Source organism: Polynucleobacter sp. MG-5-Ahmo-C2, assembly GCF_018687735.1.
In the GTDB taxonomy this organism is placed as follows: Bacteria; Pseudomonadota; Gammaproteobacteria; order Burkholderiales; family Burkholderiaceae; genus Polynucleobacter.
Genome location: NZ_CP061304.1, coordinates 1,631,941 through 1,652,659, shown reverse-complemented (window position 1 = coordinate 1,652,659; position 20,719 = coordinate 1,631,941). Strand labels below are relative to the sequence as shown.

The following is a 20,719-nucleotide window of genomic DNA, read 5'->3' as shown; positions in this document are numbered from 1 at the left end:
TTTCCCATGAATTCTTCTGAACTTCGCTCCACTCTGGCCTTAGCAGGCATCTTTGGCCTCCGCATGCTGGGCTTATTTTTGCTTTTGCCGGTCTTTAGTATTCATGCGCGCGGCTTGCCGGGCGGGGAGCATGCCCTTTGGGTGGGTTTGACCCTTGGGATCTTCAATATTATTCAAGCCTGTTTCTATATCCCCTTGGGCCGCCTATCCGATCGAATTGGGCGTAAGCCGGTTGTTTTATGGGGGCTTTCCTTATTTGTGGCAGGGGCTTTGATTTGCGCAGCCAAAGATGACCTGCTATGGATCGCCATTGGGCGCGGGGTCATGGGTGCTGGGGCTGTATCAGCAGCAATTTCTGCCTGGGTGGCAGATTTAACCCGCGAACAGGTGCGCACCCGAGCCATGGCCTTAGTAGGAGGCAGCATTGCCCTCTCATTCGCACTGTCGCTGGTAATCGCTGCACCAATTTATAAAGTTATCAGCCTTAGTGGAATATTTATCGTCCTCGCGATTTTGGGTGTACTTGCGATGTTTGTGACCTACTATGTATTACCAACCAGCAAGCCTGAAGCCAAGGTCCAGCAAGCCTCATTGAAAGAGGTTTTCTTTCGTCCAGAGTTGATGCGCTTGAATCTCGGAGTTTTTGTATTGCACGCTACTCAAGTAGCAATGTTCTTGGTAGTTCCGCGTTTATTAGTTCAGGCAGGATTGCCACTCTCATCTCATTGGGAAATTTATCTTCCAGTTGTACTTATCTCATTTGTATTGATGGCCCCTGCAATCATTTACGGCGAGAAGAAACAGCGCTTACGTTCTGTATTGCTGGCGGCTATCGTTCTATTATTTATTGCTGAATCGTTATTTACTCAAGCTACATCGGTAATGATGATTGCTCTTGCGCTATTGATTTACTTTGTAGGATTTAACCTGTTAGAAGCTTTGCAACCCTCTTTGGTGTCGCGATTTGCAAAAGAATCTAAAGGTACTGCATTAGGTGTTTACAACACAACTCAGTCAATTGGCCTCTTTTCAGGGGCTGCTATTGGCGGCTATTTGATGGATAGCCATGGTGATTTATCGGTCTTTATGATGGGTGCGGCACTCTTAGTGTGCTGGCTTATAATTGCTTGGTCGATGGGTGAAATGCCAACGCGAGCAACAGATTCAAAGGACCTAGCCACAAAGACATAACCGCAGCTTCATCAATTAAAGCGAGCAGTTTATTTTTTAGCAGCAATAACAGCAGTATTTTTCTTCGGGAGACAACATGGCTTCGGTAAATAAAGTCATCATCGTAGGTAACGTAGGACGCGATCCAGAAACGCGTTATATGCCAAGCGGCGACGCCGTTACAAACATTTCAGTAGCAACATCTGATCGCTACAAAGATAAGCAAACTGGCGAAATGAAAGAAACCACAGAATGGCATCGTGTTGCATTCTTTGGCAAGCTTGCAGAAATTGCGGGTCAGTACCTTAAAAAAGGTTCACAGGTTTATGTTGAAGGCCGTTTGCGTACTCGTAAATGGACTGATGCTAGTGGGCAAGAAAAGTATTCCACTGAGATCGTTGCAGAAACTATGCAAATGCTTGGTGGTAAGCCAGTAGGCGCAAGTGGTGATGGTGGTGAGAGCTATAGTCGCTCAAAGCCGGCTGAGCAGTCTGCTCCAGCATCATCAAATGCCGCATCGCTTGGTGCAATGGATGACGATATTCCATTTTGAGTAATGCCAACTAGCGCGGCAATTGCCGTAATAGCAAAAACCCCTTCTAGGATTTCCTACAAGGGGTTTTTATTTGCCTACTGTCTTGCGTGCCGAACGTTCTCGGGCCAAGGAGAATTGTGATCGGTGCGAAAAGGGTTGATATCTAAGCCACCTCGTCTTGTATAGCGGGCATATACCGATAACTTTTCAGGTTTGCACTCACGCTTGATGTCGGCAAAGATGGTCTCGACGCAATGTTCGTGAAACTCACCGAGTTGTCTAAAGCCAATGAGGTAGCGCAGCAAGCCTTCCTCGAGAATTGGCCTGCCTTGATAACGGATTTGTACGCTTGCCCAGTCTGGCTGGCCCGTCACGGGGCAATTCGATTTGAGCAGGTGTGAAACTAGGCATTGTTCGATGGGGCCAAAAGATTCGTTGACACCTAATAGTCTTGGATCTGCCGGCAAACTTGGGTCAATCTCAATATCAAGACGATCCATCAAAATGCCCCCCATCTCCTGCATTCCTTTTTTAGCAATGGTTTCAGTTGGATTCATCCGAGTGGTGATCTTGCTGCCGGCGACTTTCGATAAATCATTGATGAGTCGTTCTTTAACTTCATTCTCATCCTCAAAGTGCGCACTGTTGAGGCTATTCAGATAGAGCTTGAAGGATTTGGACTCAATCATATTGGGAGAATCTGCGGGGATCTGAAACTCCGCCAAGGCAATTTGTGGCTTACCTTTTTTATTTAGCCAGCTCAGCTCAAAGGCATTCCAAATATCAACGCCAACAAACGGTAAAGCTTGATTCTCTTTGAGGCCTAGCTTCTTGCGGTTCTCAGATCTCGGGATGGGAAATAGCAAACTGGGATCGTATTGATCTGGGTATTGAGTTGATTGTCCAAGTGGAAGTGTAGCCATTGCGGTAGCTTGCTTTGTTATTTGCTTTTTGGTTTATTGGATACACCAGATACAACATGACCGGTAGGCGCAACCGATGCAGCAGATTGGCAGTGACCAGTTTGATCATCAAAGAAAAAGTCTGGCTCGAATTCTCTTAAGAACTCGCTCTTCGATAAGCCGCCCAAGAACATAGCCTCATCAACATCAATACCCCATGCCATTAAGGTGCGAATGGCACGTTCGTGAGCAGGAGCAGAGCGTGCGGTTACTAGTGCAGTGCGAATGCGCATACCGTTCTCGCTGGTAGAGCGCTGTAATCTGTGTAACGCTTCGAGTAAGGGTTTAAAGGGGCCTGGAGGTAGTGGGATATCCACTTTCCTGCTTTCATGATCCACAAAAGCCTCTAACCCTTTTTTCTGGAACACTTGTTCAGCTTCATCGGAGAAAAGCACTGCGTCTCCGTCAAATGCAATGCGGATTTCATTTGGGTGGGACTCGGCAGTTTTACTGGATTCTGGATAGACGCGTGCTGCTGGAAAGCCTGCATCAATCGTGGCCCTCACATCATCTTCATTGGCAGACAAGAAAAGATTTGCATGCAGTGAGCGCAGATAATGATAAGGAGGGCGGCCTCTAGTGAATACACCGCGCTCGAGATGTAATCCATGGTGCTCAGCGGAGCGAAATACACGTAAGCCGCTAACTGGGTCATTGCGAGAAAGAATCACCACCTCAACACGTTGCTCACCTTCCTCATTAAAGGCTAAGAGTTTCTTTACCAGTGGGAATGCCACGCCTCTTTGAGCGGCCTCACTAAGACGCTCAAGCTGTAATTTCATGTAAGCGCTGTCATCCGTCGATTCGAAGATGCGATTTTCTTCCTCGAAATCAAACAGGGCGCGCGATGAAATCGCTACGACAAGTTTTCCGGTGAGCGTGTATGACATTGATAAATTGCGTTTTAGGTATCTAACATTATTTGAGGAAAAGGCGATATGCTGGGTTATGACTTTCATCCCAATGCGGGTAGCCCAATTTTGCTAAAAAGGTCTGAAATTTTTTCTGCTCATTCTCGGGAACTTGAATACCAACTAGGATGCGACCATAGTCCGCACCATGATTGCGGTAGTGAAACAGGCTGATGTTCCAGTTGGGCGCCATGCTGGTGAGGAATTTCATGAGCGCACCTGGACGCTCTGGGAATTCAAAGCGGTAGAGCAATTCATCTTTAGCGAGCGCAGAGTGGCCGCCAACCATATGGCGCAAGTGAGACTTGGCCAATTCATCATGCGTGAGGTCTATCGTTGCAAACTTGGCTTTACGAAAATGTTTTGCAATTGCTTCGCTATCTCCAGCCTTTTGGGTGCTGATGCCAACGAAGATGTGGGCTTCACTTTGATCGCCAATGCGATAGTTAAATTCAGTCACATTACGCTTGCCAAGTAATTCACAGAAGCGCTTGAAAGAGCCGCGCTCCTCGGGAATCGTTACTGCAAAGACCGCTTCACGGAATTCGCCCACGTCTGCGCGTTCTGCTACAAAGCGTAAACGGCTAAAATTCATATTGGCACCGCAAGCAACTGCTACAAGGGTTTTCTTCTTGATGCGCTTCTTTTCAACATACTTTTTCATGCCTGCAATGGCTAGGGCGCCAGCTGGCTCCAGGATGCTGCGGGTGTCAGTAAAGACATCATTAATGGCCGCACAGATTTCATCGGTATCAACGGTGATGATTTCATCAACCACTTTTTTGCAGATGCGGAAAGTTTCTTTACCAACGAGTTTGACTGCGGTGCCGTCAGAGAATAAGCCAACATCTTTCATCTCAATGCGTTTACCCGCTTTGAGGGATTGATTCATAGCGTCAGAGTCAGAAGCTTGAACGCCAATGACTTTGGTTTTTGGGCTCACCGCTTTGACATATTCGCCGATGCCAGCAATTAAACCGCCACCACCAATTGCTACAAATACTGCGTCGATTGATTCTTGGTATTGTGCAAAAATTTCTTGGGCGATTGTTCCTTGTCCCGCTATTACATCGGGATCATCAAATGGATGAACAAAAGTCAGACCCCGTTTTTTGCCTAGAATCTCTGAATGTTTGAAGGCGTCGCTATAGGACTCGCCATGGAGGATGATTTCTACCCAAGCACCACCCCTGGCTTTAACTGCATTAATTTTGACGCTTGGCGTCGTAATCGGCATCACAATGACAGCCTTACACTTCATTTTGGCGGCTGAAAGGGCTACCCCTTGAGCATGGTTGCCAGCAGAAGCAGCAATCACACCGCGTTTTAGGGCTTCTGGGGGTAAATGGGCCATCTTGTTATAGGCGCCTCGGAGTTTGAAGGAGAAAACCGGTTGGTTATCTTCCCTTTTTAGGAAGACCTGGTTGCCCAAACGTTTTGTTAGTTCGGGGGCGAGCTGGAGCTCGGTTTCCCTGGCTACGTCATAGACGCGAGCCGATAAAATTTTCTTTAAATAGTTCGTTGCCATCCAATGAGCGTACCACGGATGACCCCTAAGCCCTTAGATTTGCAAGGGTTTATCCCTTCGGGGAGCAGCTTTCACCTTTTCCTGCCACTATCAGGTTCGCTCAATTAAAATGCTTATTTATCAAATATGTTGCTATGAATGCTCCACTAGCTTTGAACCAGTTGTTGGACGCTGAGGCGGGTTCCCCCCGGCTGCGCGAAATTCCTTACAACTACACCTCCTTTTCTGATCGAGAGATTGTTATTCGCTTATTGGGCGAGGAGTCTTGGCGCGTTCTCAATGATTTGCGTGGGGTGCGGCGCACTGGCCGCTCGGCGCGGATGTTATTTGAAATCTTGGGCGATATTTGGGTGGTTCAACGCAACCCTTTTTTGCAGGATGATTTATTAGATAGCCCTGTTCGTCGCAAACAATTGATTGATGCTTTATGGCATCGCTTGGGCGAAGTCAAAAAACGAAATAGTGGTGACTCAGCCGATCAAGTAGAGATTTTGTTGAATGCTGCTTACCGTGCCATCGACAGTTTTGAAAACGGCTTCAAAGAAGTGGAGCAAATTCGTAAGCGCGCTCGCAAAGAATTGGGCCGCCATACCGCTAGCGACAATATCTGTTTCGATGGTGTATCACGTGCTGCACACGTCACTGATGCAACTGACTGGCGTGTTGAGTTTCCACTCGTTGTTTTAAAGCCCGATTACGAATCTGAAATTCCGGGCCTAGTAAAAGCGTGTGTTGAATTAGGTCTGACGATTATTCCTCGTGGAGGTGGTACTGGTTATACCGGTGGCGCTATTCCTCTGTATGCCATGTCTGCGGTAATTAATACTGAAAAATTAGAAGATATCGGCGGGGTTAAATCCAAGCGGCTACCTGGCCTTGAGCATGAGGTGTCCACGATCTTCACAGGTGCTGGAGTTGTAACCCGTCGTGTATCCGATGCTGCTGAGCATGCTGGACTAGTGTTTGCGGTTGATCCTACATCCGCTGACGCAAGTTGTATCGGCGGCAATATTGCCATGAATGCTGGTGGCAAAAAAGCTGTTTTATGGGGCACTGCACTCGATAATTTGGCTAGCTGGCGCATGGTGGACCCTCAAGGTAACTGGTTAGATGTGGAGCGTCTTGAGCACAATCTTGGCAAGATTCATGATGTTGCAATCGTTCGTTTCCAGTTAACCTGGTCTGATGGCAATAGTGAGCCAGGCCAGCGCATTCTGAAAACAGAATTACTAGAAGTTGAAGGTAAGCGTTTCCGTAAAGAAGGTTTGGGTAAAGACGTTACAGATAAGTTTTTGTCTGGTTTGCCTGGCGTACAAAAAGAAGGTTGTGATGGATTAATTACCAGCGCAACTTGGATACTGCATCGCATGCCAAAGTATATGCGCACTGTATGCCTTGAGTTCTTTGGGCAAGCGCGAGAAGCAATTCCTAGCATTGTTGAAATCAAGGCTTATCTTGACGGCTTAAGTAAGCAGGGTGGCCCGATTTTGGCCGGCCTTGAACACTTGGATGATCGTTACTTGCGGGCAGTTGGTTACTCAACAAAATCTAAGCGCAATAGCTTGCCTAAGATGGTCTTGATTGGCGATATTGCTGGTGACGATGAAGAGGCTGTTGCAGCTGCGACCAGCGAAGTGGTTCGTATGGCGAACTTACGCGTTGGCGAAGGCTTTGTGGCGGTTAGTGCAGAAGCTCGTAAGAAATTCTGGTTAGATCGCGCTCGTACAGCAGCAATTGCGCGCCATACCAATGCATTTAAGATCAACGAAGACGTCGTAATTCCTCTCCCGCGCATGGGCGAGTACACCGATGGCATTGAGCGCATCAATATTGAGTTGTCTCTCAAAAATAAATTACAAGTACTGGACGGCCTTGAATCCTTCTTGAAAAAGAGTGCTTTGCCACTGGGCAAAAGTGATGCGGAATATGAGATTCCCACAGCAGAGATTTTGGGAGATCGAGTTCAGCAGGCCCTGGAGCGGATTACTCAGGTGCGAAGTCGCTGGGCTGATTGGCTTACGCAGATGGATACTTATTTCCCGCAACTGCAAAACTATAGCTTGCGTGCCTCGTGGAAAGAAGAAGTGCGCACTGAGCTGCGTATCATTTTTGGCGGCTTAGCATTTGAGCCGATTCTCGCTGAGCTAGAAGCAATCCATAAAAATATTTTACGCAAACGCGTATTCGTGGCCTTGCATATGCATGCTGGTGACGGCAATGTACATACCAATATTCCAGTTAACTCTGACGACTATGAGATGTTGCAGGATGCCCATCGTGCAGTAGATCGCATCATGAAATTGGCGCGTTCCTTAGATGGAGTAATTTCTGGTGAGCACGGTATTGGAATTACTAAGCTTGAGTATTTAACAGAGTCTGAATTAAAAGACTTCCGTAGCTATAAGAATCGTGTGGACCCAGAGGGTCGCTTTAATAAGGGCAAGCTGATGCCACACGCGGATCTGAGTATGGCCTATACGCCGAGCTTTGGCTTAATGGGCCATGAGTCGATCATCATGCAGCAAAGTGATATCGGTGCAATTGCGGATAGCGTGAAAGATTGCTTGCGTTGTGGCAAGTGCAAACCTGTTTGCTCTACCCACGTCCCACGTGCAAATCTTTTGTATAGCCCACGGGACAAAATCCTGGCCACTTCCTTATTAATCGAGGCTTTCTTATACGAAGAGCAAACCCGCCGCGGAGTTTCGATTCGCCACTGGGAAATGTTTGATGACGTAGCAGCGCATTGCACGGTTTGCCATAAGTGTTTAACGCCTTGTCCAGTCAAGATTGACTTTGGTGATGTGACAATGAATATGCGCAATCTCCTACGCAAGATGGGTCAGCAACGTTTTAATCCTGGTACAGCGGCGTCGATGTTCTTCTTGAATGCGACCAGCCCAGAAACGATTCATTTAGCCCGCAAGACCATGATTGGTTGGGGTTACAAGTTACAGCGCTTAGGTAATGATGTATTGCGCAAGTTTGCTAAACAGCAAACAGCGCATCCACCAGCAACTGTTGGCAAGCCGAGCATCAAAGAGCAGGTGATTTTCTTTGTAAACAAGAAAATGCCTGGCAATTTGCCCAAGAAAACTGCTCGCGCCTTATTGGATATCGAGGACGCGAATTATGTGCCCATTATTCGTGATCCAAAAACAACTTCTGCAGATACTGAGGCAGTTTTTTATTTCCCTGGTTGCGGTTCTGAGCGTCTGTTCTCACAGGTGGGCTTGGCAACTCAAGCCATGCTTTGGAATGTTGGTGTGCAAACAGTATTGCCACCGGGTTACTTGTGCTGCGGCTATCCACAGCGTGGTAATGGTGACTTCGATAAAGCTGAGAAGATGATTACTGACAATCGCGTGTTATTTCACCGCGTTGCCAATACACTGAACTACCTGGACATCAAGACTGTAGTAGTTTCTTGTGGCACTTGTTATGACCAATTGGCTGGCTATCAATTTGAACAGATTTTCCCTGGTTGCCGCATTATCGATATCCACGAGTTCCTGGCAGAAAAAGGAGTCAAGCTCTCTGGAGTAAAGGGCGTGAAGTATATGTATCACGACCCCTGTCACTCACCAATGAAATTACAAGATCCTTTAAAGACTGTAAACGAGCTGATTCAATTGGAAGATGGTAAAGCGATTGCGAAGAATGATCGTTGCTGTGGTGAGTCCGGAACATTGGCCGTTACCCGTCCTGATATTTCTACTCAAGTGCGTTTCCGCAAGCAGATTGAAATGGAAAAGGCTGCAAATGATTTGCGTAAAGATAATTTCACTGGCGACGTCAAAGTATTAACAAGTTGCCCATCTTGCTTACAAGGCTTAACTCGCTTTGATGCCGATAGTGATACCACTGCGGATTACATCGTGGTTGAAATGGCTCAGAAATTACTTGGTGAAAACTGGATGCAAGATTATGTCGCCAAGGCAAATCAAGGCGGCATTGAAAGGGTATTAGTTTAATGATTCCTAGTAATATCGTCGTGCACCAGCAGTCTAAAGTGCTTGAACTCTCTTATGAAAACGGCAATACCTATCGCCTCCCATTCGAATTGTTAAGAGTGTTGTCACCGTCTGCTGAGGTTCAAGGCCATGGACCGGGACAGGAAACATTGCAAACCGGTAAACGAGATGTTTTGATTGCCAATATTGAGCCCGTTGGGCATTACGCATTAAAGCCGAGCTTTTCGGATGGGCATGATTCAGGCCTATATTCTTGGGATTATTTGCAATTCTTGTGCGAGAACCAGGAACAGTTGTGGAATGAGCATTTGGGAAAATTAGCAGCAGCAGGCCTTGATCGTGATGCACCGATGATTCAGGCTGGCCATTCTTGTGGAAGTCATTGATGAGTAAAACCCACTTCGGTTATCAAAGTGTTGATGAGACTGAAAAAGCTGGCAAGGTTGCTGAGGTTTTCCATTCGGTAGCCAGTAAATACGATGTGATGAATGACCTAATGTCATTTGGCCTGCATCGCATGTGGAAAAAAATGACGATTGCTCGCGCAAATGTCCGCCCTGGACAAAAGGTCTTAGATATTGCAGGAGGCACTGGCGATCTTGCGGCAGCATTTGCAAAAGCGGCTGATTGGGGTTGTAATCCTGATGCACAAGTTTGGTTAAGCGATATCAATGCCTCCATGTTGGGGGTTGGTCGTGATCGTTTATTAGATCGCGGCATGGCTTTACCTTGTGTGCAATTTGATGCCGAGAAGATCCCGTTTCCGAATAATCATTTTGATGTCGTTACAGTGGCATTCGGCTTGCGCAATATGACCCATAAGGATATTGCTCTAGGTGAAATGCGTCGCGTGATTAAGCCGGGTGGAAGGGTCCTTGTATTGGAATTTTCAAAGCCGGATGCCTTCTTACAGCCCGTATATGACACTTATTCATTCAAGGTTTTACCTTGGCTTGGTGAGAAGATTGCACAAGATTCGGAAAGCTATCGCTACTTAGCAGAATCGATTCGGATGCACCCTGATGCCCAAACCCTCAAAGAAATGATGTTAGGCGTTGGTTTTGATGAGGTAGAAACCCACAGGATGACTGGGGGTATCGTTGCCTTACATATTGGTATTAAATACTAATAGTTGTATAGTTTTTAAGCTCTTAAAAACTAAAGAAGTTCAGCAGTTATAAGAAGGGGTAAACATAAATGAATCAACATTTTTTCAAAGCAGTTCTATTAAGCCTTACTTTGATATTCGCATCCGTTGGTCAAGTTGATGCTGCTCGTTTGGGTGGCGGTAAAAGCATGGGGCGCGCGCCTAGTGCACCAATGCAACGACAAGCTACTCCGGCTCAAAAGCCAGCGCAACAGGCTCAGCCAACTGCTCCAGCCACAGCCCCGCAAGCACCTGCACCTAGTCGCTTTGGCGGCATGGGTGGCCTCTTGGGTGGCTTAGCCGCTGGCTTGGGTATCGGCTATCTCTTGTCTCATTTTGGCATGGGGGAAGCGGCATCCTCATTGATTACTGGCTTGTTGATTGCAGCCTTGGCAGGGTTTGTGATTATGTTCGTCATTCGCAAATTACTCCCTGCAATGTCTAGCCCTGGCACCACTGCTAATTTTCCTACTGGGATGCAGCGAACCAGTGTTGAGCAAGCTCCCAGACAAGAGCCCGCCTTCACTCCAGCTGCAAATGCATTTGGCGGTATGAGTACTGAGCCACAAGCGTTTCAATCGACATTGCCACCGGGTTTTGATGAGCATGCTTTTTTAGAGAATGCGAAGCAATACTTTGCAACTTTGCAGAAAGCTTGGGATCAGGGTGATCTTGCCTCTTTGCGTGAATTTACAACGCCCGAGATGTTCTCCACAATCCAGCAAGATTTAGCGGGTCGCACAGACAGCACTAATCAAACGGATGTGGTTACTATTAATGCCCGACTCATTGGTATTGAGACCGCTGACGCGCATTATTTCTGCAGCGTTCAGTTCAGTGGCATGATTCGTGAGCAGCAAGGCGCTCCGGCAAGTGATTTCTCCGAAATCTGGAATCTAAGCAAGCCTGTTGAGGGTCCTGGGGGCTGGGTACTAGCGGGTATCTCCCAGTTGGTTTAAGCTCTAGGTACTTTCCATTGGAAAACCCGCACTAGTGCGGGTTTTTTACACTCATGAACACGCATTTATCTTCTGCCCATATGATTGCTGCCGGCGCTGCCTGTCGCGGGATGAATCATGTATTGAGTAGTGAGTCTTGGGGATTATCTGAATTAGCTAAACATGCTGGTAAAACAATTTTGCTGAAGTTACCTTTGGGTAATTTTTGCTTTGAAATTGCTGCAACTGGCTTATTAAATGCCTTGGAAGAGATTGATAGCCCTTCCTTAACCTTAGAAGTTTCAAGCAAGGCCTTAAGTGATTTAGTAGTGAGCTCAGGCAGTTTGCGTGAGCAAGCTTTTAAAGCCGTAAAGATTGGCGGCGATGCAGACTTAGCTCAATTAATAGGGCGTTTAGCTGGCCAACTCCGCTGGGAGTATGAGGAAGATTTGGCTCAATTAGTTGGTGATGCGCCTGCGAACTTTGCCGTCAAGCAAGGTAAGAAATGGGTTGCTGCATCTCGTTCTGCTGCCTCTGATTTGCTGGACAATGTTGTGGAGTATGTCAGTGAAGAGAGAAAAGTGCTTTTGAACAAACGAGACTTTATTACTTACAAAGCCGAATTAAGTGACTTGCGTGAATTTGTAGATCGCATGGAAAAACGTATTCAACTCTTAGAGCAAAAGGCTAAATAAATCGTGCGTCGAATTGCTCGTCTTTGTTTTATTTTCTTTACCGCTTGGCGTTATGGTCTATTGCCGCTCTTGCGCGATATTCTTAAACCAGGAATTGGTAGAGGCATACTCACGGTTGTCTGTTGGACCTCGCCGGGTGGCAACTTGCCTAGGGGTGAGCGTATTCGTTTGACGCTCGAAGCGCTTGGACCGATCTTTGTAAAATTTGGACAAGTGCTGTCAACACGTCGAGATTTATTGCCGGAAGATATTGCTAATGAATTAGCAAGGCTACAAGATCAAGTCCCCCCATTTTCCAATGAAGAATCGCGTCGCTTAATTGAGGAAGCGCTTGGCCGGCCGATTGAGGAAGTTTTTATTAGTTTTGACGCCACACCAGTAGCAAGTGCCTCAGTTGCGCAAGTGCACTTTGGGATCTTGCGCGCCACCCAAAAACATCCTGAGTGGGATCGTAAGGCTGTTGCAATCAAAGTTCTGCGTCCTGGTATTTTGCCGGTGATTGAGGGTGACTTGGCCTTAATGTATGACTTGGCTAGGATTATTGAAAAGAGTTCTGAAGACGGTCGTCGCTTAAAGCCCCGCGAGAACGTTGCTGAGTTCGATACTTACTTGCATGATGAATTAGATTTAATGCGTGAAGCTGCTAATGCGAGTCAGTTGCGCAGACAGTTTGCGGACTCGCGTCAGTTGATGATCCCTGAGATGTATTGGGACTTGTGTCATACCAACGTCATGGTGATGGAGAGAATGTATGGCATCTCTATTGGAAGAACTGTAGAGTTACGAGCGGCTGGGGTGGACTTTAAAAAATTAGCCGCCGATGGCGTGGAGATATTTTTCACGCAAGTGTTTGAATATGGATTTTTCCATGCAGACATGCATCCCGGAAATATTATGATTAGCTTGGAGCCAGAAACTTTTGGACGTTTTATCTCTTTAGACTTTGGTATTGTTGGTGCACTGAGTGAGTCTGATAAGAATTACCTGGCATTAAATTTCTTAGCCTTCTTTAATCGTGACTACCGTCGCGTTGCAGAGCTACATATTGAATCTGGATGGGTGCCCGCTAATACACGCGTTGAAGAATTAGAGGGCGCAGTGCGTTCAGTGTGCGAGCCTTACTTTGATCGGCCACTTAAAGAAATTTCTCTTGGCCTTGTATTAATGCGTTTATTCCAAACATCGCGCCGCTTTAAGGTAGAAATTCAGCCCCAGTTAACGCTGTTGCAAAAAACCCTTTTGAATGTTGAGGGTCTAGCACGTCAATTGGATCCCGATCTAGATCTATGGAAAACTGCTAAGCCGATTCTAGAAAAATGGATCAGCCAGCAATTGGGCTGGCGTGGGCTAATAGATGGCTTAAAGGAAGAGGCACCCGCTTGGGCCAAGATTCTGCCAACTTTGCCTCGCTTAATTGCCGATAGTTTGACCCAAGGCAGAAATCAGACAAAAGACCAAAACGGTGAGTTAGAGGTTTTAAAGGCTCTTTTGCTCGAGGAAAGGCGCACTCATCGCCTAATCGTGGGGGCTTTGCTCTTTGCCGGTGGTTTTTTAGTCGGAATTTTGATCATCGGCTTAGGCATTTATTAGTCTTTCGCTCTTTACACTCTAAACCGCTAAAATAGCGGGCTAGGCAGAACACATGAAAAAATACTTTATCGCAGGCATCCTTGTTTGGGCACCACTAGCAGTCACCGTTTGGGTGATTGGCTGGGGATTAGGTTTGCTTGACGGTGTATTTGGTTCAGTGATGCACGCCATCATTGTGGTTCTTCCAAGCGATGCCGCATTGGATATGCAGCATTTTCGCGATCTTCCAGGCGTGGGAATATTGATTGTTATTGCAGTCATTATGTTTACCGGATTGCTTGCGATTAGTTTTGCAGGCCAATGGTGGTTGAAGATCTGGGATAAGCTTGTTAATCGCATTCCAATTGTGCGTTCGATCTACTCCAGCGTTCAACAAGTTTCGTCAACCTTATTTTCTGGAAGTGGCCAAGCCTTTAGTAAGGCTTTGTTAATTCGTTACCCCCATGCTGATTCTTGGGCGATTGCATTTCAAACCGGTGTACCCGCAAGAGAAGTGACCGCTAAATTGGGCGAGGATTATGTCAACGTATTCCTGCCAACCACCCCGAATCCCACCTCTGGTTTTTTCATGATCGTGCCGCGTGTACAAACGATCGAACTTGAGATGAGTGTAGAAGAGGCTTTGAAGCATATTGTTTCAATGGGCTCTGTGCCACCCAATAGTTCTAGTGGATTGACTACACCCCAGTCACCACACCATTTTTGATTTATAGGAAATTGTTATGTTGATGCGAAGCCATACCTGCGGACAGGTAACCGATTCACTGATTGGTAAAGAAGTCACCCTTGCTGGATGGGTTAATCGCCGTCGTGACCACGGGGGCGTGATCTTTATTGACTTACGCGACCGCGAAGGTTTTGTGCAGGTAGTCTGCGATCCAGATCGCCCTGAGATGTTTGCTTTAGCCGAGCAAGTACGCAGCGAGTTCTGCATTCAGATTAAAGGACTCGTGCGTGCGCGTCCTGCTGGCACTGAAAATAACGAACTCATTAGTGGAAAAGTAGAAATACTGTGTCATGAACTTGTGATTTTGAATGCATCCGTGACCCCGCCATTCCAGATCGATGATGAAAATTTATCCGAGACTACTCGCCTTACTCATCGCGTATTAGACTTGCGTCGTCCTCAGATGCAAAAGAATTTACGTTTGCGTTACAACGTTGCAATGGAGTGCCGTCGTTACTTAGATGATGCGGGCTTTATCGATATTGAAACCCCGATGTTGACTAAGAGTACACCAGAAGGTGCACGTGATTACTTGGTTCCTTCGCGAGTGCATGATGGTCAATTCTTTGCCTTGCCACAATCTCCGCAGTTATTTAAGCAGTTGTTGATGGTGGCTGGCTTTGACCGCTATTATCAAATTACCAAATGCTTCCGTGACGAAGATTTGCGCGCGGATCGTCAACCTGAATTCACGCAGATTGACTGTGAAACTGCATTCTTAAGCGAATTAGAAATTCGTGAACTCTTTGAAAACATGATTCGTCATATTTTTAAGAAAACGATGAATGTGGAATTGCCTAACCCATTCCCAACCATGCCTTATTCAGAAGGAATGGCACGTTTTGGCTCTGACAAGCCAGACTTGCGTGTGAATTTCGAGTTCACTGAGTTGACCGATTTGATGAAAGACGTTGATTTCAAGGTCTTCTCAGGAGCGGCCAACCAAGAGGGTGGCCGTGTAGTGGGTTTATGCGTACCTGGCGGCGCCGAGATTAGTCGTAGCGAAATTGATGACTACACCCAATTTGTCAGCATTTATGGTGCCAAAGGTTTAGCCTGGATTAAGGTGAACTCCATTGCTGAAGGTCGCAATGGTTTGCAGTCTCCGATTGTGAAGAATTTGCATGATGCAGCGATTGAGGGCATTTTGAAACGTACCGCTGCCAAAGATGGCGACATTATTTTCTTCGGTGCTGATAAAGAAAAAGTAGTGAATGATGCGATTGGTAACTTACGTCTGCGTATTGGCCACTCAGCTTGGGGGAGGGAGCATGGTCTCCTTACTGAAGGCTGGAAACCATTGTGGGTAATTGATTTCCCAATGTTTGATTACGACGAAGGTGAAGCGCGTTGGGTTGCTTGCCATCATCCGTTTACAAGCCCCAAAGATGAGCATATGAAGTATCTGGAATCTGATCCTGGTAAGTGCTTGGCCAAAGCCTATGACATGGTTCTAAATGGTAGCGAAATTGGTGGTGGCTCGGTACGTATTCACCAAGAAGCTGTTCAGAGTCAGGTATTCCGCGCCCTGAAGATTGGTGCCGAAGAGGCGCAGGCCAAGTTTGGGTTCTTATTGGATGCGCTTCAATACGGCGCTCCCCCTCACGGCGGTATTGCGTTCGGTTTAGATCGTATCGTGACGATGATGACTGGTGCTGAATCAATTCGTGACGTGATTGCCTTTCCTAAGACACAGCGTGCACAGTGCTTGTTAACACAAGCTCCTAGTGCTGTAGATGAGCGTCAACTGCGTGAATTGCATATCCGTTTGCGTCAAGCGGTGCCAGCTGCATAAATAAGCCAATTAATACCTAGCCCCATTTTGAAAATCCCGATCTCGGTTTTAGTTGTTATCTACAAATCGAATAGGGATGTTTTATTAATAGAGCGTGCAGATCGCTTGGGGTTTTGGCAATCGGTTACTGGTAGCTTAGATGCGCCAGAGGAAGATCTCGCCTCCGCCGCAACCCGCGAGGTCTTTGAAGAAACTGGTATAGCCGTAGAAAAACTGCCTGCCGGCTCTCTTGTCAATATGCATCATCAGATTGAGTACACGATTTATCCAGAGTGGCGCTTTCGTTATTCGCCTGGCGTTACCCGTAATATCGAACATTGGTTTGCTCTTCAGGCTCCAGAAAATATTCAAATTCAGCTTGCTCCTAGAGAGCATGTGGCATATCAATGGCTACCATTTGAAGAGGCTGCTCAGAAATGTTTTTCTCCCAGCAATGGCGAGGCTATTCTGAAATTATTCTCAGGTAATAAGGAATAAGATAGGGCGATGAGACATTCATCGGGCCATCACAATAGCTTAGATTCAAAAACACCACAAAGGGGTGATTGGCGAGTCATAAGTGATCTACTTCCTTATCTCTTGGAATATCGCTTGCGGGTCATCGTTGCACTAAGTTGCCTTATCGCCGCAAAAGTCGCCAATCTTGGTATCCCTATTTTGATGAAAGAGTTAATTGACTCTTTAGATATCAAAGCGGACTCCCCCCAAGCTCTATTGGTTGTTCCCCTTGGCATCATCCTTGCTTATGGCTTATTAAGAATTTCCGCTTCTTTATTTACGGAACTACGTGAGGCGCTATTTGCCAAAGTAACTCAGAATGCAGTACGCAAAGTCGCGCTTCAAGTATTTGAACATCTACATTCATTAGCGCTGAGCTTTCATCTAGCTAGACAGACCGGTGGGGTAAGTCGCGATATCGAGCGCGGAACACGTGGTATTCAGTCACTCATTTCTTACTCGCTCTATAGCATCCTGCCGACACTCATTGAATTCTGTTTGGTGCTGGGCTACCTTGCTTACTCCTACGATATTTGGTTTGCAGCGATTACCTTAATCGCGCTAGTGCTCTATATTATTTTTACTATCGTCGTCACTGAATGGCGCGCCCATTTTCGTCGCACCATGAACGATATGGATTCAAAGGCCAATCAAAAGGCAATTGATTCCTTATTAAACTTTGAGACCGTAAAGTATTTTGGAAACGAAGCTTTTGAAGCCAGTCGTTACGACGAGAATTTATTACGCTATCAAACGGCGGCAGTAAAGTCTCAGAAGACTTTGGCAGTTCTAAATTTAGGACAGCAAATCATTATTGCTGTTGGACTGATGTTGATTCTGTGGCGTGCCACGATTAGCGTCGTTAATGGAGCAATGACCCTGGGCGACTTGGTCTTGGTAAATACTTTGATGATTCAGTTATACATACCTTTGAACTTCTTGGGCGTGATTTACCGAGAGATCAAGCAGGCATTGACTGATATGGATCGGATGTTTTCTTTGCTCAATACCGATAAAGAAATTGCAGACTCACCAAATGCTAAGCCATTGCGAATTGAGTACCAAGATCATGGACCAGATGTATGTTTCGAGAACGTCTCGTTTCACTATGAAGCAAAACGTGAAATTCTGAATAATGTGAGTTTCAGCATACCAGCAGGTACTATTACTGCGGTAGTGGGTCAAAGCGGCGCTGGCAAGAGCACTTTGGCAAGACTGTTATTCCGTTTTTATGATGTGCAGTCTGGAAAAATCTTCATTGATCATCAAAATATCCAAGATGTAACGCAAGCTAGCTTGCGTAAAGCGATTGGTATCGTTCCGCAAGACACAGTTCTATTTAATGACACTATTGGCTATAACATTGCTTATGGCGATCCTTCTGCCTCGATTGAAGAGGTGCAAGAGGCTGCTAGAGCTGCACAAATTGATCGCTTTATTAAGCGTTTGCCAGATGGTTACGATACTCAAGTGGGCGAAAGAGGTTTAAAGCTCTCTGGTGGTGAGAAGCAGCGCGTAGCAATTGCTAGAACGCTCCTGAAGAGGCCTGCAATGTTGATATTTGATGAGGCCACCTCTGCTTTGGACTCCAAAACAGAAAGAGCATTTCAGGAAGAATTACTGAGTTTGGCTAAAAACCGCACTACCCTCATCATTGCGCATAGGCTGTCGACCATTATTCACGCAGATCAAATCTTGGTGATGGATCATGGGCAAATCGTGGAGCGGGGTACCCATCTTCAATTGCTAGCGGCTCAAGGTAGGTACGCTGAGATGTGGCAAATGCAAGAACGTGCTGCTCTTGATTAGAATAGTCTGATGAGACAGCAAAATATCTTAAAAAATGCCTTTGCAGCTGCTGTAGCTGTAGCTGACCCCCAAGTCATTGTTCCGCAATATTTAGCCAAGATATTTCCTGCTGGCCAAGAGCCTAGAGGGCGATGCTTAGTAGTCGGTGCTGGTAAGGCGAGCGCATCAATGGCTAGCGCTTTAGAGATCTATGCGCAAGCGCACTGGCCCCAAGTAAATCTAGAAGGGGTAGTGTTGACTCGTTATGGACATGCATCATCTACTAAACACATTCAAATTATTGAAGCGGGTCATCCGGTGCCCGATCAAGCGGGCATGGATGGCGCCAAGGCGATATACGCATTAGCCAAGCAACTTGAGCTGGGCGATGTATTGATTGCTTTAGTTTCCGGTGGGGGTTCAAGTCTGCTAACGCTGCCGCAAGAAGGTATCTCCATTGAGGATATGCGCCAGACTACTGAGGCGCTTTTGCGCAGCGGCGCTCCAATAGAGGAGATGAATATTGTCCGCAAACATTTATCTGCAATTTTGGGTGGTAATTTGGCAAGAGTTGCTATTGAGCGTGGTGCACGGGTAGAGGCACTACTGATCTCTGATGTGACAGGCGATTCACCTGCCGATATTGCTAGTGGTCCTTGTGCGGCTGATTACTCAACTTACCAAGATGCCTTTGCTATCTTTGAAAAATATCACTTAGGTAAAGACGACATTCCTGTTTCAGTATTAAATCATCTGCAACAAGGCCTTGCAGGAGAAAAGCCAGAGACCTTAAAAGAGGCTGATTTGGTAAATGCCCAAGTGGCAAACCATGTCATTGCAACAGCTTATAAAAGTTTAGAGGCTGCGGCTGATTATGTTCGTAGCCAAGGTTATGAACCCATTGTTCTGGGGGATACGATTACCGGTGAAGCTCAAGCAGTTGGCATCAGTCAGGCGCAATTGGCTAGAGAGCATTTATCTAAGTTGACTGATAAGCCTATTGCGATTATTTCTGGAGGCGAATGTACTGTCACTATTCCTGCGGGCGTTAAAGGTCGGGGTGGGCGTTGTAGCGAATACCTACTCTCACTCTTTGCGGCCTCAAAAGATCTGCCTAATTTGGCGGCTTTAGCTGCCGACACCGATGGTATTGACGGTAGCGAAAAGAATGCTGGTGCTTGGTTTACAGGCGATGTTCGCGCGGGGAGTATGGCCAAAGGGATTGCGCCGGAACCATTTTTAGCCAGTCATGATTGTTATGGTTTTTTTGCAGAATTAGATGCTTTAGTGGAAACTGGCCCTACGCTAACGAATGTCAATGATTTCCGTATCATTTTGCTTAATACATCATATGCCTAACAGCCCTACTCAAATTCAACTGATTCAGCCTGACGATTGGCATTTGCACATTCGTGATGGTGAAGTCATGAAAGATGTTTTGGTTGATACTGCGCGCCAGTTTGCGCGCGCGATCATCATGCCGAATTTAAAGCCACCCGTCACTACCGTAGACTTGGCTAATGCTTATCGCGATCGGATTGAATCTAGTCTGAAATCTTTAGGCGTTAGCAGCTTTACTCCGTTGATGACTTTGTATCTCACGGATAATACTTCGCCTGACGAAGTGCGCAAAGCTAGAGTAGAAGGTATTGCTGGTTTTAAGTTGTATCCTGCAGGCGCTACCACCAATAGTGATGCGGGGGTTAGCGATATCAAGCGCTGCTATAAAGTTTTGGAGGCAATGCAAGCAGTGGGTATGCCGCTTTTAGTCCACGGTGAAGTGACGAGTTCCGAGATCGATATCTTCGACCGTGAAGCAGTCTTCATTGACACAGTGCTTGAACCATTGCGCAAAGATTTTCCGGCACTCAAAATAGTGTTTGAACACATTACAACTAAACAAGCTGCGCATTATGTGCGCGATGCTTCAGTTCCTGGTAATACTTTGGCAGCTACAATTACTCCACAGCATTTACTCATGAATCGCAATGCGATTTTTGCTGGCGGCATTCGTCCTCACAATTATTGTTTGCCAGTGCTTAAGCGTGAAGAGCATCGTGTAGCATTATTAGATGCCGCTACTAGTGCTAGCCCGCGTTTCTTCTTGGGTACCGATAGTGCTCCACATGCTAAGGGTGCCAAAGAAGCAGCCTGTGGTTGTGCTGGTTGCTATAGCGCATTCAATGCCCTCGGCTTATACGCTGAAGCATTCGAGAGTGTTGGCAAGTTGGATAAATTAGAAGGCTTTGCAAGCTTTTTTGGCCCCGATTTTTATACTTTGCCCCGTAATAGCAAAAAAATTACACTCACCAAACAAGCGCACAGTATTCCTGCTGAGTTGCCGTTAGGTGCTGAAACTATTGTTCCGCTGCGCGCTGGCGAAACCATTGCTTGGTCGTTAGCCTAATTCCACCACCATTCTTTTTGCAAGCCAATTTGCTCTGACTGCGTTAGACTGCAG

General features: G+C 46.5%; 17 protein-coding genes. 14 read left to right on the top strand and 3 right to left on the bottom strand.

Annotated features, from left to right (window positions below; translation table 11 throughout):
* Positions 1-6: 6 nt before the first annotated feature.
* A complete protein-coding gene (locus C2740_RS08425; RefSeq protein ID WP_215293197.1) occupies positions 7-1,191 on the top strand; it encodes an MFS transporter in 1,185 nt (394 codons plus the stop codon).
* A gap of 76 nt (positions 1,192-1,267) precedes the next feature.
* Positions 1,268-1,723, top strand: coding sequence for a single-stranded DNA-binding protein (ssb, locus tag C2740_RS08420; RefSeq protein WP_215293195.1), 456 nt, complete (start codon positions 1,268-1,270; stop codon positions 1,721-1,723).
* A 77-nt stretch (positions 1,724-1,800) separates the two neighbouring features.
* Here ssb and queF read toward each other — a convergent pair whose 3' ends face one another.
* Genes queF through ilvA form a run of 3 tightly spaced genes read right to left on the bottom strand, consistent with a single transcriptional unit; the run spans position 1,801 to position 5,106 of the window.
* Positions 1,801-2,628 carry an NADPH-dependent 7-cyano-7-deazaguanine reductase QueF gene (gene queF / locus C2740_RS08415; RefSeq protein WP_215293193.1) on the bottom strand — a complete coding sequence of 276 codons (828 nt, stop codon included), beginning with the start codon at positions 2,626-2,628 and terminating at the stop codon, positions 1,801-1,803.
* 17 nt (positions 2,629-2,645) lie between these two features.
* Positions 2,646-3,557 (bottom strand): 5'-nucleotidase, encoded by a 912-nt coding sequence (locus C2740_RS08410; RefSeq protein ID WP_215293191.1) that lies wholly within the window; start codon positions 3,555-3,557, stop codon positions 2,646-2,648.
* 28 nt (positions 3,558-3,585) lie between these two features.
* The gene (gene ilvA, locus C2740_RS08405) at positions 3,586-5,106 is read right to left on the bottom strand and encodes a threonine ammonia-lyase, biosynthetic (RefSeq protein WP_215293189.1); all 1,521 of its coding nucleotides are present in this window, start codon (positions 5,104-5,106) and stop codon (positions 3,586-3,588) included.
* Between the two features lie 134 nt (positions 5,107-5,240).
* Here ilvA and C2740_RS08400 point away from each other — a divergent pair, with 134 nt between their 5' ends.
* The 12 genes from C2740_RS08400 (at position 5,241) to pyrC (ending at position 20,665) form a co-directional block, all read left to right on the top strand.
* Entirely contained in the window at positions 5,241-9,080 is a 3,840-nt protein-coding gene (locus C2740_RS08400) for an FAD/FMN-binding oxidoreductase (RefSeq protein ID WP_215293187.1), read from the top strand.
* Positions 9,080-9,466, top strand: a complete 387-nt coding sequence (locus C2740_RS08395; RefSeq protein WP_215293186.1) for a gamma-butyrobetaine hydroxylase-like domain-containing protein — start codon at positions 9,080-9,082, stop codon at positions 9,464-9,466. Before C2740_RS08400 ends, C2740_RS08395 begins: the two co-directional genes overlap by 1 nt.
* Positions 9,466-10,209, top strand: coding sequence for a bifunctional demethylmenaquinone methyltransferase/2-methoxy-6-polyprenyl-1,4-benzoquinol methylase UbiE (ubiE, locus tag C2740_RS08390; protein WP_215293184.1), 744 nt, complete (start codon positions 9,466-9,468; stop codon positions 10,207-10,209). Before C2740_RS08395 ends, ubiE begins: the two co-directional genes overlap by 1 nt.
* Positions 10,210-10,277: 68 nt before the next feature.
* Positions 10,278-11,186 carry a Tim44 domain-containing protein gene (locus tag C2740_RS08385; RefSeq protein WP_215293182.1) on the top strand — a complete coding sequence of 303 codons (909 nt, stop codon included), beginning with the start codon at positions 10,278-10,280 and terminating at the stop codon, positions 11,184-11,186.
* Between the two features lie 53 nt (positions 11,187-11,239).
* Complete coding sequence (locus C2740_RS08380; protein ID WP_215293180.1) at positions 11,240-11,860, top strand: SCP2 domain-containing protein; 621 nt, start codon at positions 11,240-11,242, stop codon at positions 11,858-11,860.
* A 3-nt stretch (positions 11,861-11,863) separates the two neighbouring features.
* Entirely contained in the window at positions 11,864-13,450 is a 1,587-nt protein-coding gene (gene ubiB / locus C2740_RS08375) for a ubiquinone biosynthesis regulatory protein kinase UbiB (RefSeq protein WP_215293178.1), read from the top strand.
* A gap of 52 nt (positions 13,451-13,502) precedes the next feature.
* A complete protein-coding gene (locus C2740_RS08370; protein WP_215293176.1) occupies positions 13,503-14,156 on the top strand; it encodes a DUF502 domain-containing protein in 654 nt (217 codons plus the stop codon).
* A 16-nt stretch (positions 14,157-14,172) separates the two neighbouring features.
* Positions 14,173-15,972 carry an aspartate--tRNA ligase gene (gene aspS / locus C2740_RS08365; protein WP_215293174.1) on the top strand — a complete coding sequence of 600 codons (1,800 nt, stop codon included), beginning with the start codon at positions 14,173-14,175 and terminating at the stop codon, positions 15,970-15,972.
* Positions 15,973-15,999: 27 nt separating this feature from the next.
* Positions 16,000-16,449 carry a dihydroneopterin triphosphate diphosphatase gene (nudB, locus tag C2740_RS08360; protein ID WP_215293172.1) on the top strand — a complete coding sequence of 150 codons (450 nt, stop codon included), beginning with the start codon at positions 16,000-16,002 and terminating at the stop codon, positions 16,447-16,449.
* Between the two features lie 9 nt (positions 16,450-16,458).
* On the top strand, positions 16,459-18,279 hold the full coding sequence (locus C2740_RS08355; protein WP_215293170.1) for an ABC transporter ATP-binding protein/permease: 1,821 nt from the start codon (positions 16,459-16,461) through the stop codon (positions 18,277-18,279).
* Between the two features lie 9 nt (positions 18,280-18,288).
* Positions 18,289-19,617, top strand: coding sequence for a glycerate kinase (locus C2740_RS08350; RefSeq protein WP_215293168.1), 1,329 nt, complete (start codon positions 18,289-18,291; stop codon positions 19,615-19,617).
* A complete protein-coding gene (pyrC, locus tag C2740_RS08345; protein WP_215293166.1) occupies positions 19,610-20,665 on the top strand; it encodes a dihydroorotase in 1,056 nt (351 codons plus the stop codon). The genes C2740_RS08350 and pyrC overlap by 8 nt, the downstream gene beginning before the upstream one ends.
* The last annotated feature ends 54 nt before the right edge of the window (positions 20,666-20,719 follow it).

Coding starts and splice junctions, on each gene's coding strand:
- C2740_RS08425 (WP_215293197.1), top strand. CDS start 7: ATGAATTCTTCTGAACTTCGCTCCACTCTGGCCTTAGCAGGCATCTTT.
- ssb (WP_215293195.1), top strand. CDS start 1,268: ATGGCTTCGGTAAATAAAGTCATCATCGTAGGTAACGTAGGACGCGAT.
- queF (WP_215293193.1), bottom strand. CDS start 2,628: ATGGCTACACTTCCACTTGGACAATCAACTCAATACCCAGATCAATAC.
- C2740_RS08410 (WP_215293191.1), bottom strand. CDS start 3,557: ATGTCATACACGCTCACCGGAAAACTTGTCGTAGCGATTTCATCGCGC.
- ilvA (WP_215293189.1), bottom strand. CDS start 5,106: ATGGCAACGAACTATTTAAAGAAAATTTTATCGGCTCGCGTCTATGAC.
- C2740_RS08400 (WP_215293187.1), top strand. CDS start 5,241: ATGAATGCTCCACTAGCTTTGAACCAGTTGTTGGACGCTGAGGCGGGT.
- C2740_RS08395 (WP_215293186.1), top strand. CDS start 9,080: ATGATTCCTAGTAATATCGTCGTGCACCAGCAGTCTAAAGTGCTTGAA.
- ubiE (WP_215293184.1), top strand. CDS start 9,466: ATGAGTAAAACCCACTTCGGTTATCAAAGTGTTGATGAGACTGAAAAA.
- C2740_RS08385 (WP_215293182.1), top strand. CDS start 10,278: ATGAATCAACATTTTTTCAAAGCAGTTCTATTAAGCCTTACTTTGATA.
- C2740_RS08380 (WP_215293180.1), top strand. CDS start 11,240: ATGAACACGCATTTATCTTCTGCCCATATGATTGCTGCCGGCGCTGCC.
- C2740_RS08370 (WP_215293176.1), top strand. CDS start 13,503: ATGAAAAAATACTTTATCGCAGGCATCCTTGTTTGGGCACCACTAGCA.
- aspS (WP_215293174.1), top strand. CDS start 14,173: ATGTTGATGCGAAGCCATACCTGCGGACAGGTAACCGATTCACTGATT.
- C2740_RS08355 (WP_215293170.1), top strand. CDS start 16,459: ATGAGACATTCATCGGGCCATCACAATAGCTTAGATTCAAAAACACCA.
- C2740_RS08350 (WP_215293168.1), top strand. CDS start 18,289: ATGAGACAGCAAAATATCTTAAAAAATGCCTTTGCAGCTGCTGTAGCT.
- pyrC (WP_215293166.1), top strand. CDS start 19,610: ATGCCTAACAGCCCTACTCAAATTCAACTGATTCAGCCTGACGATTGG.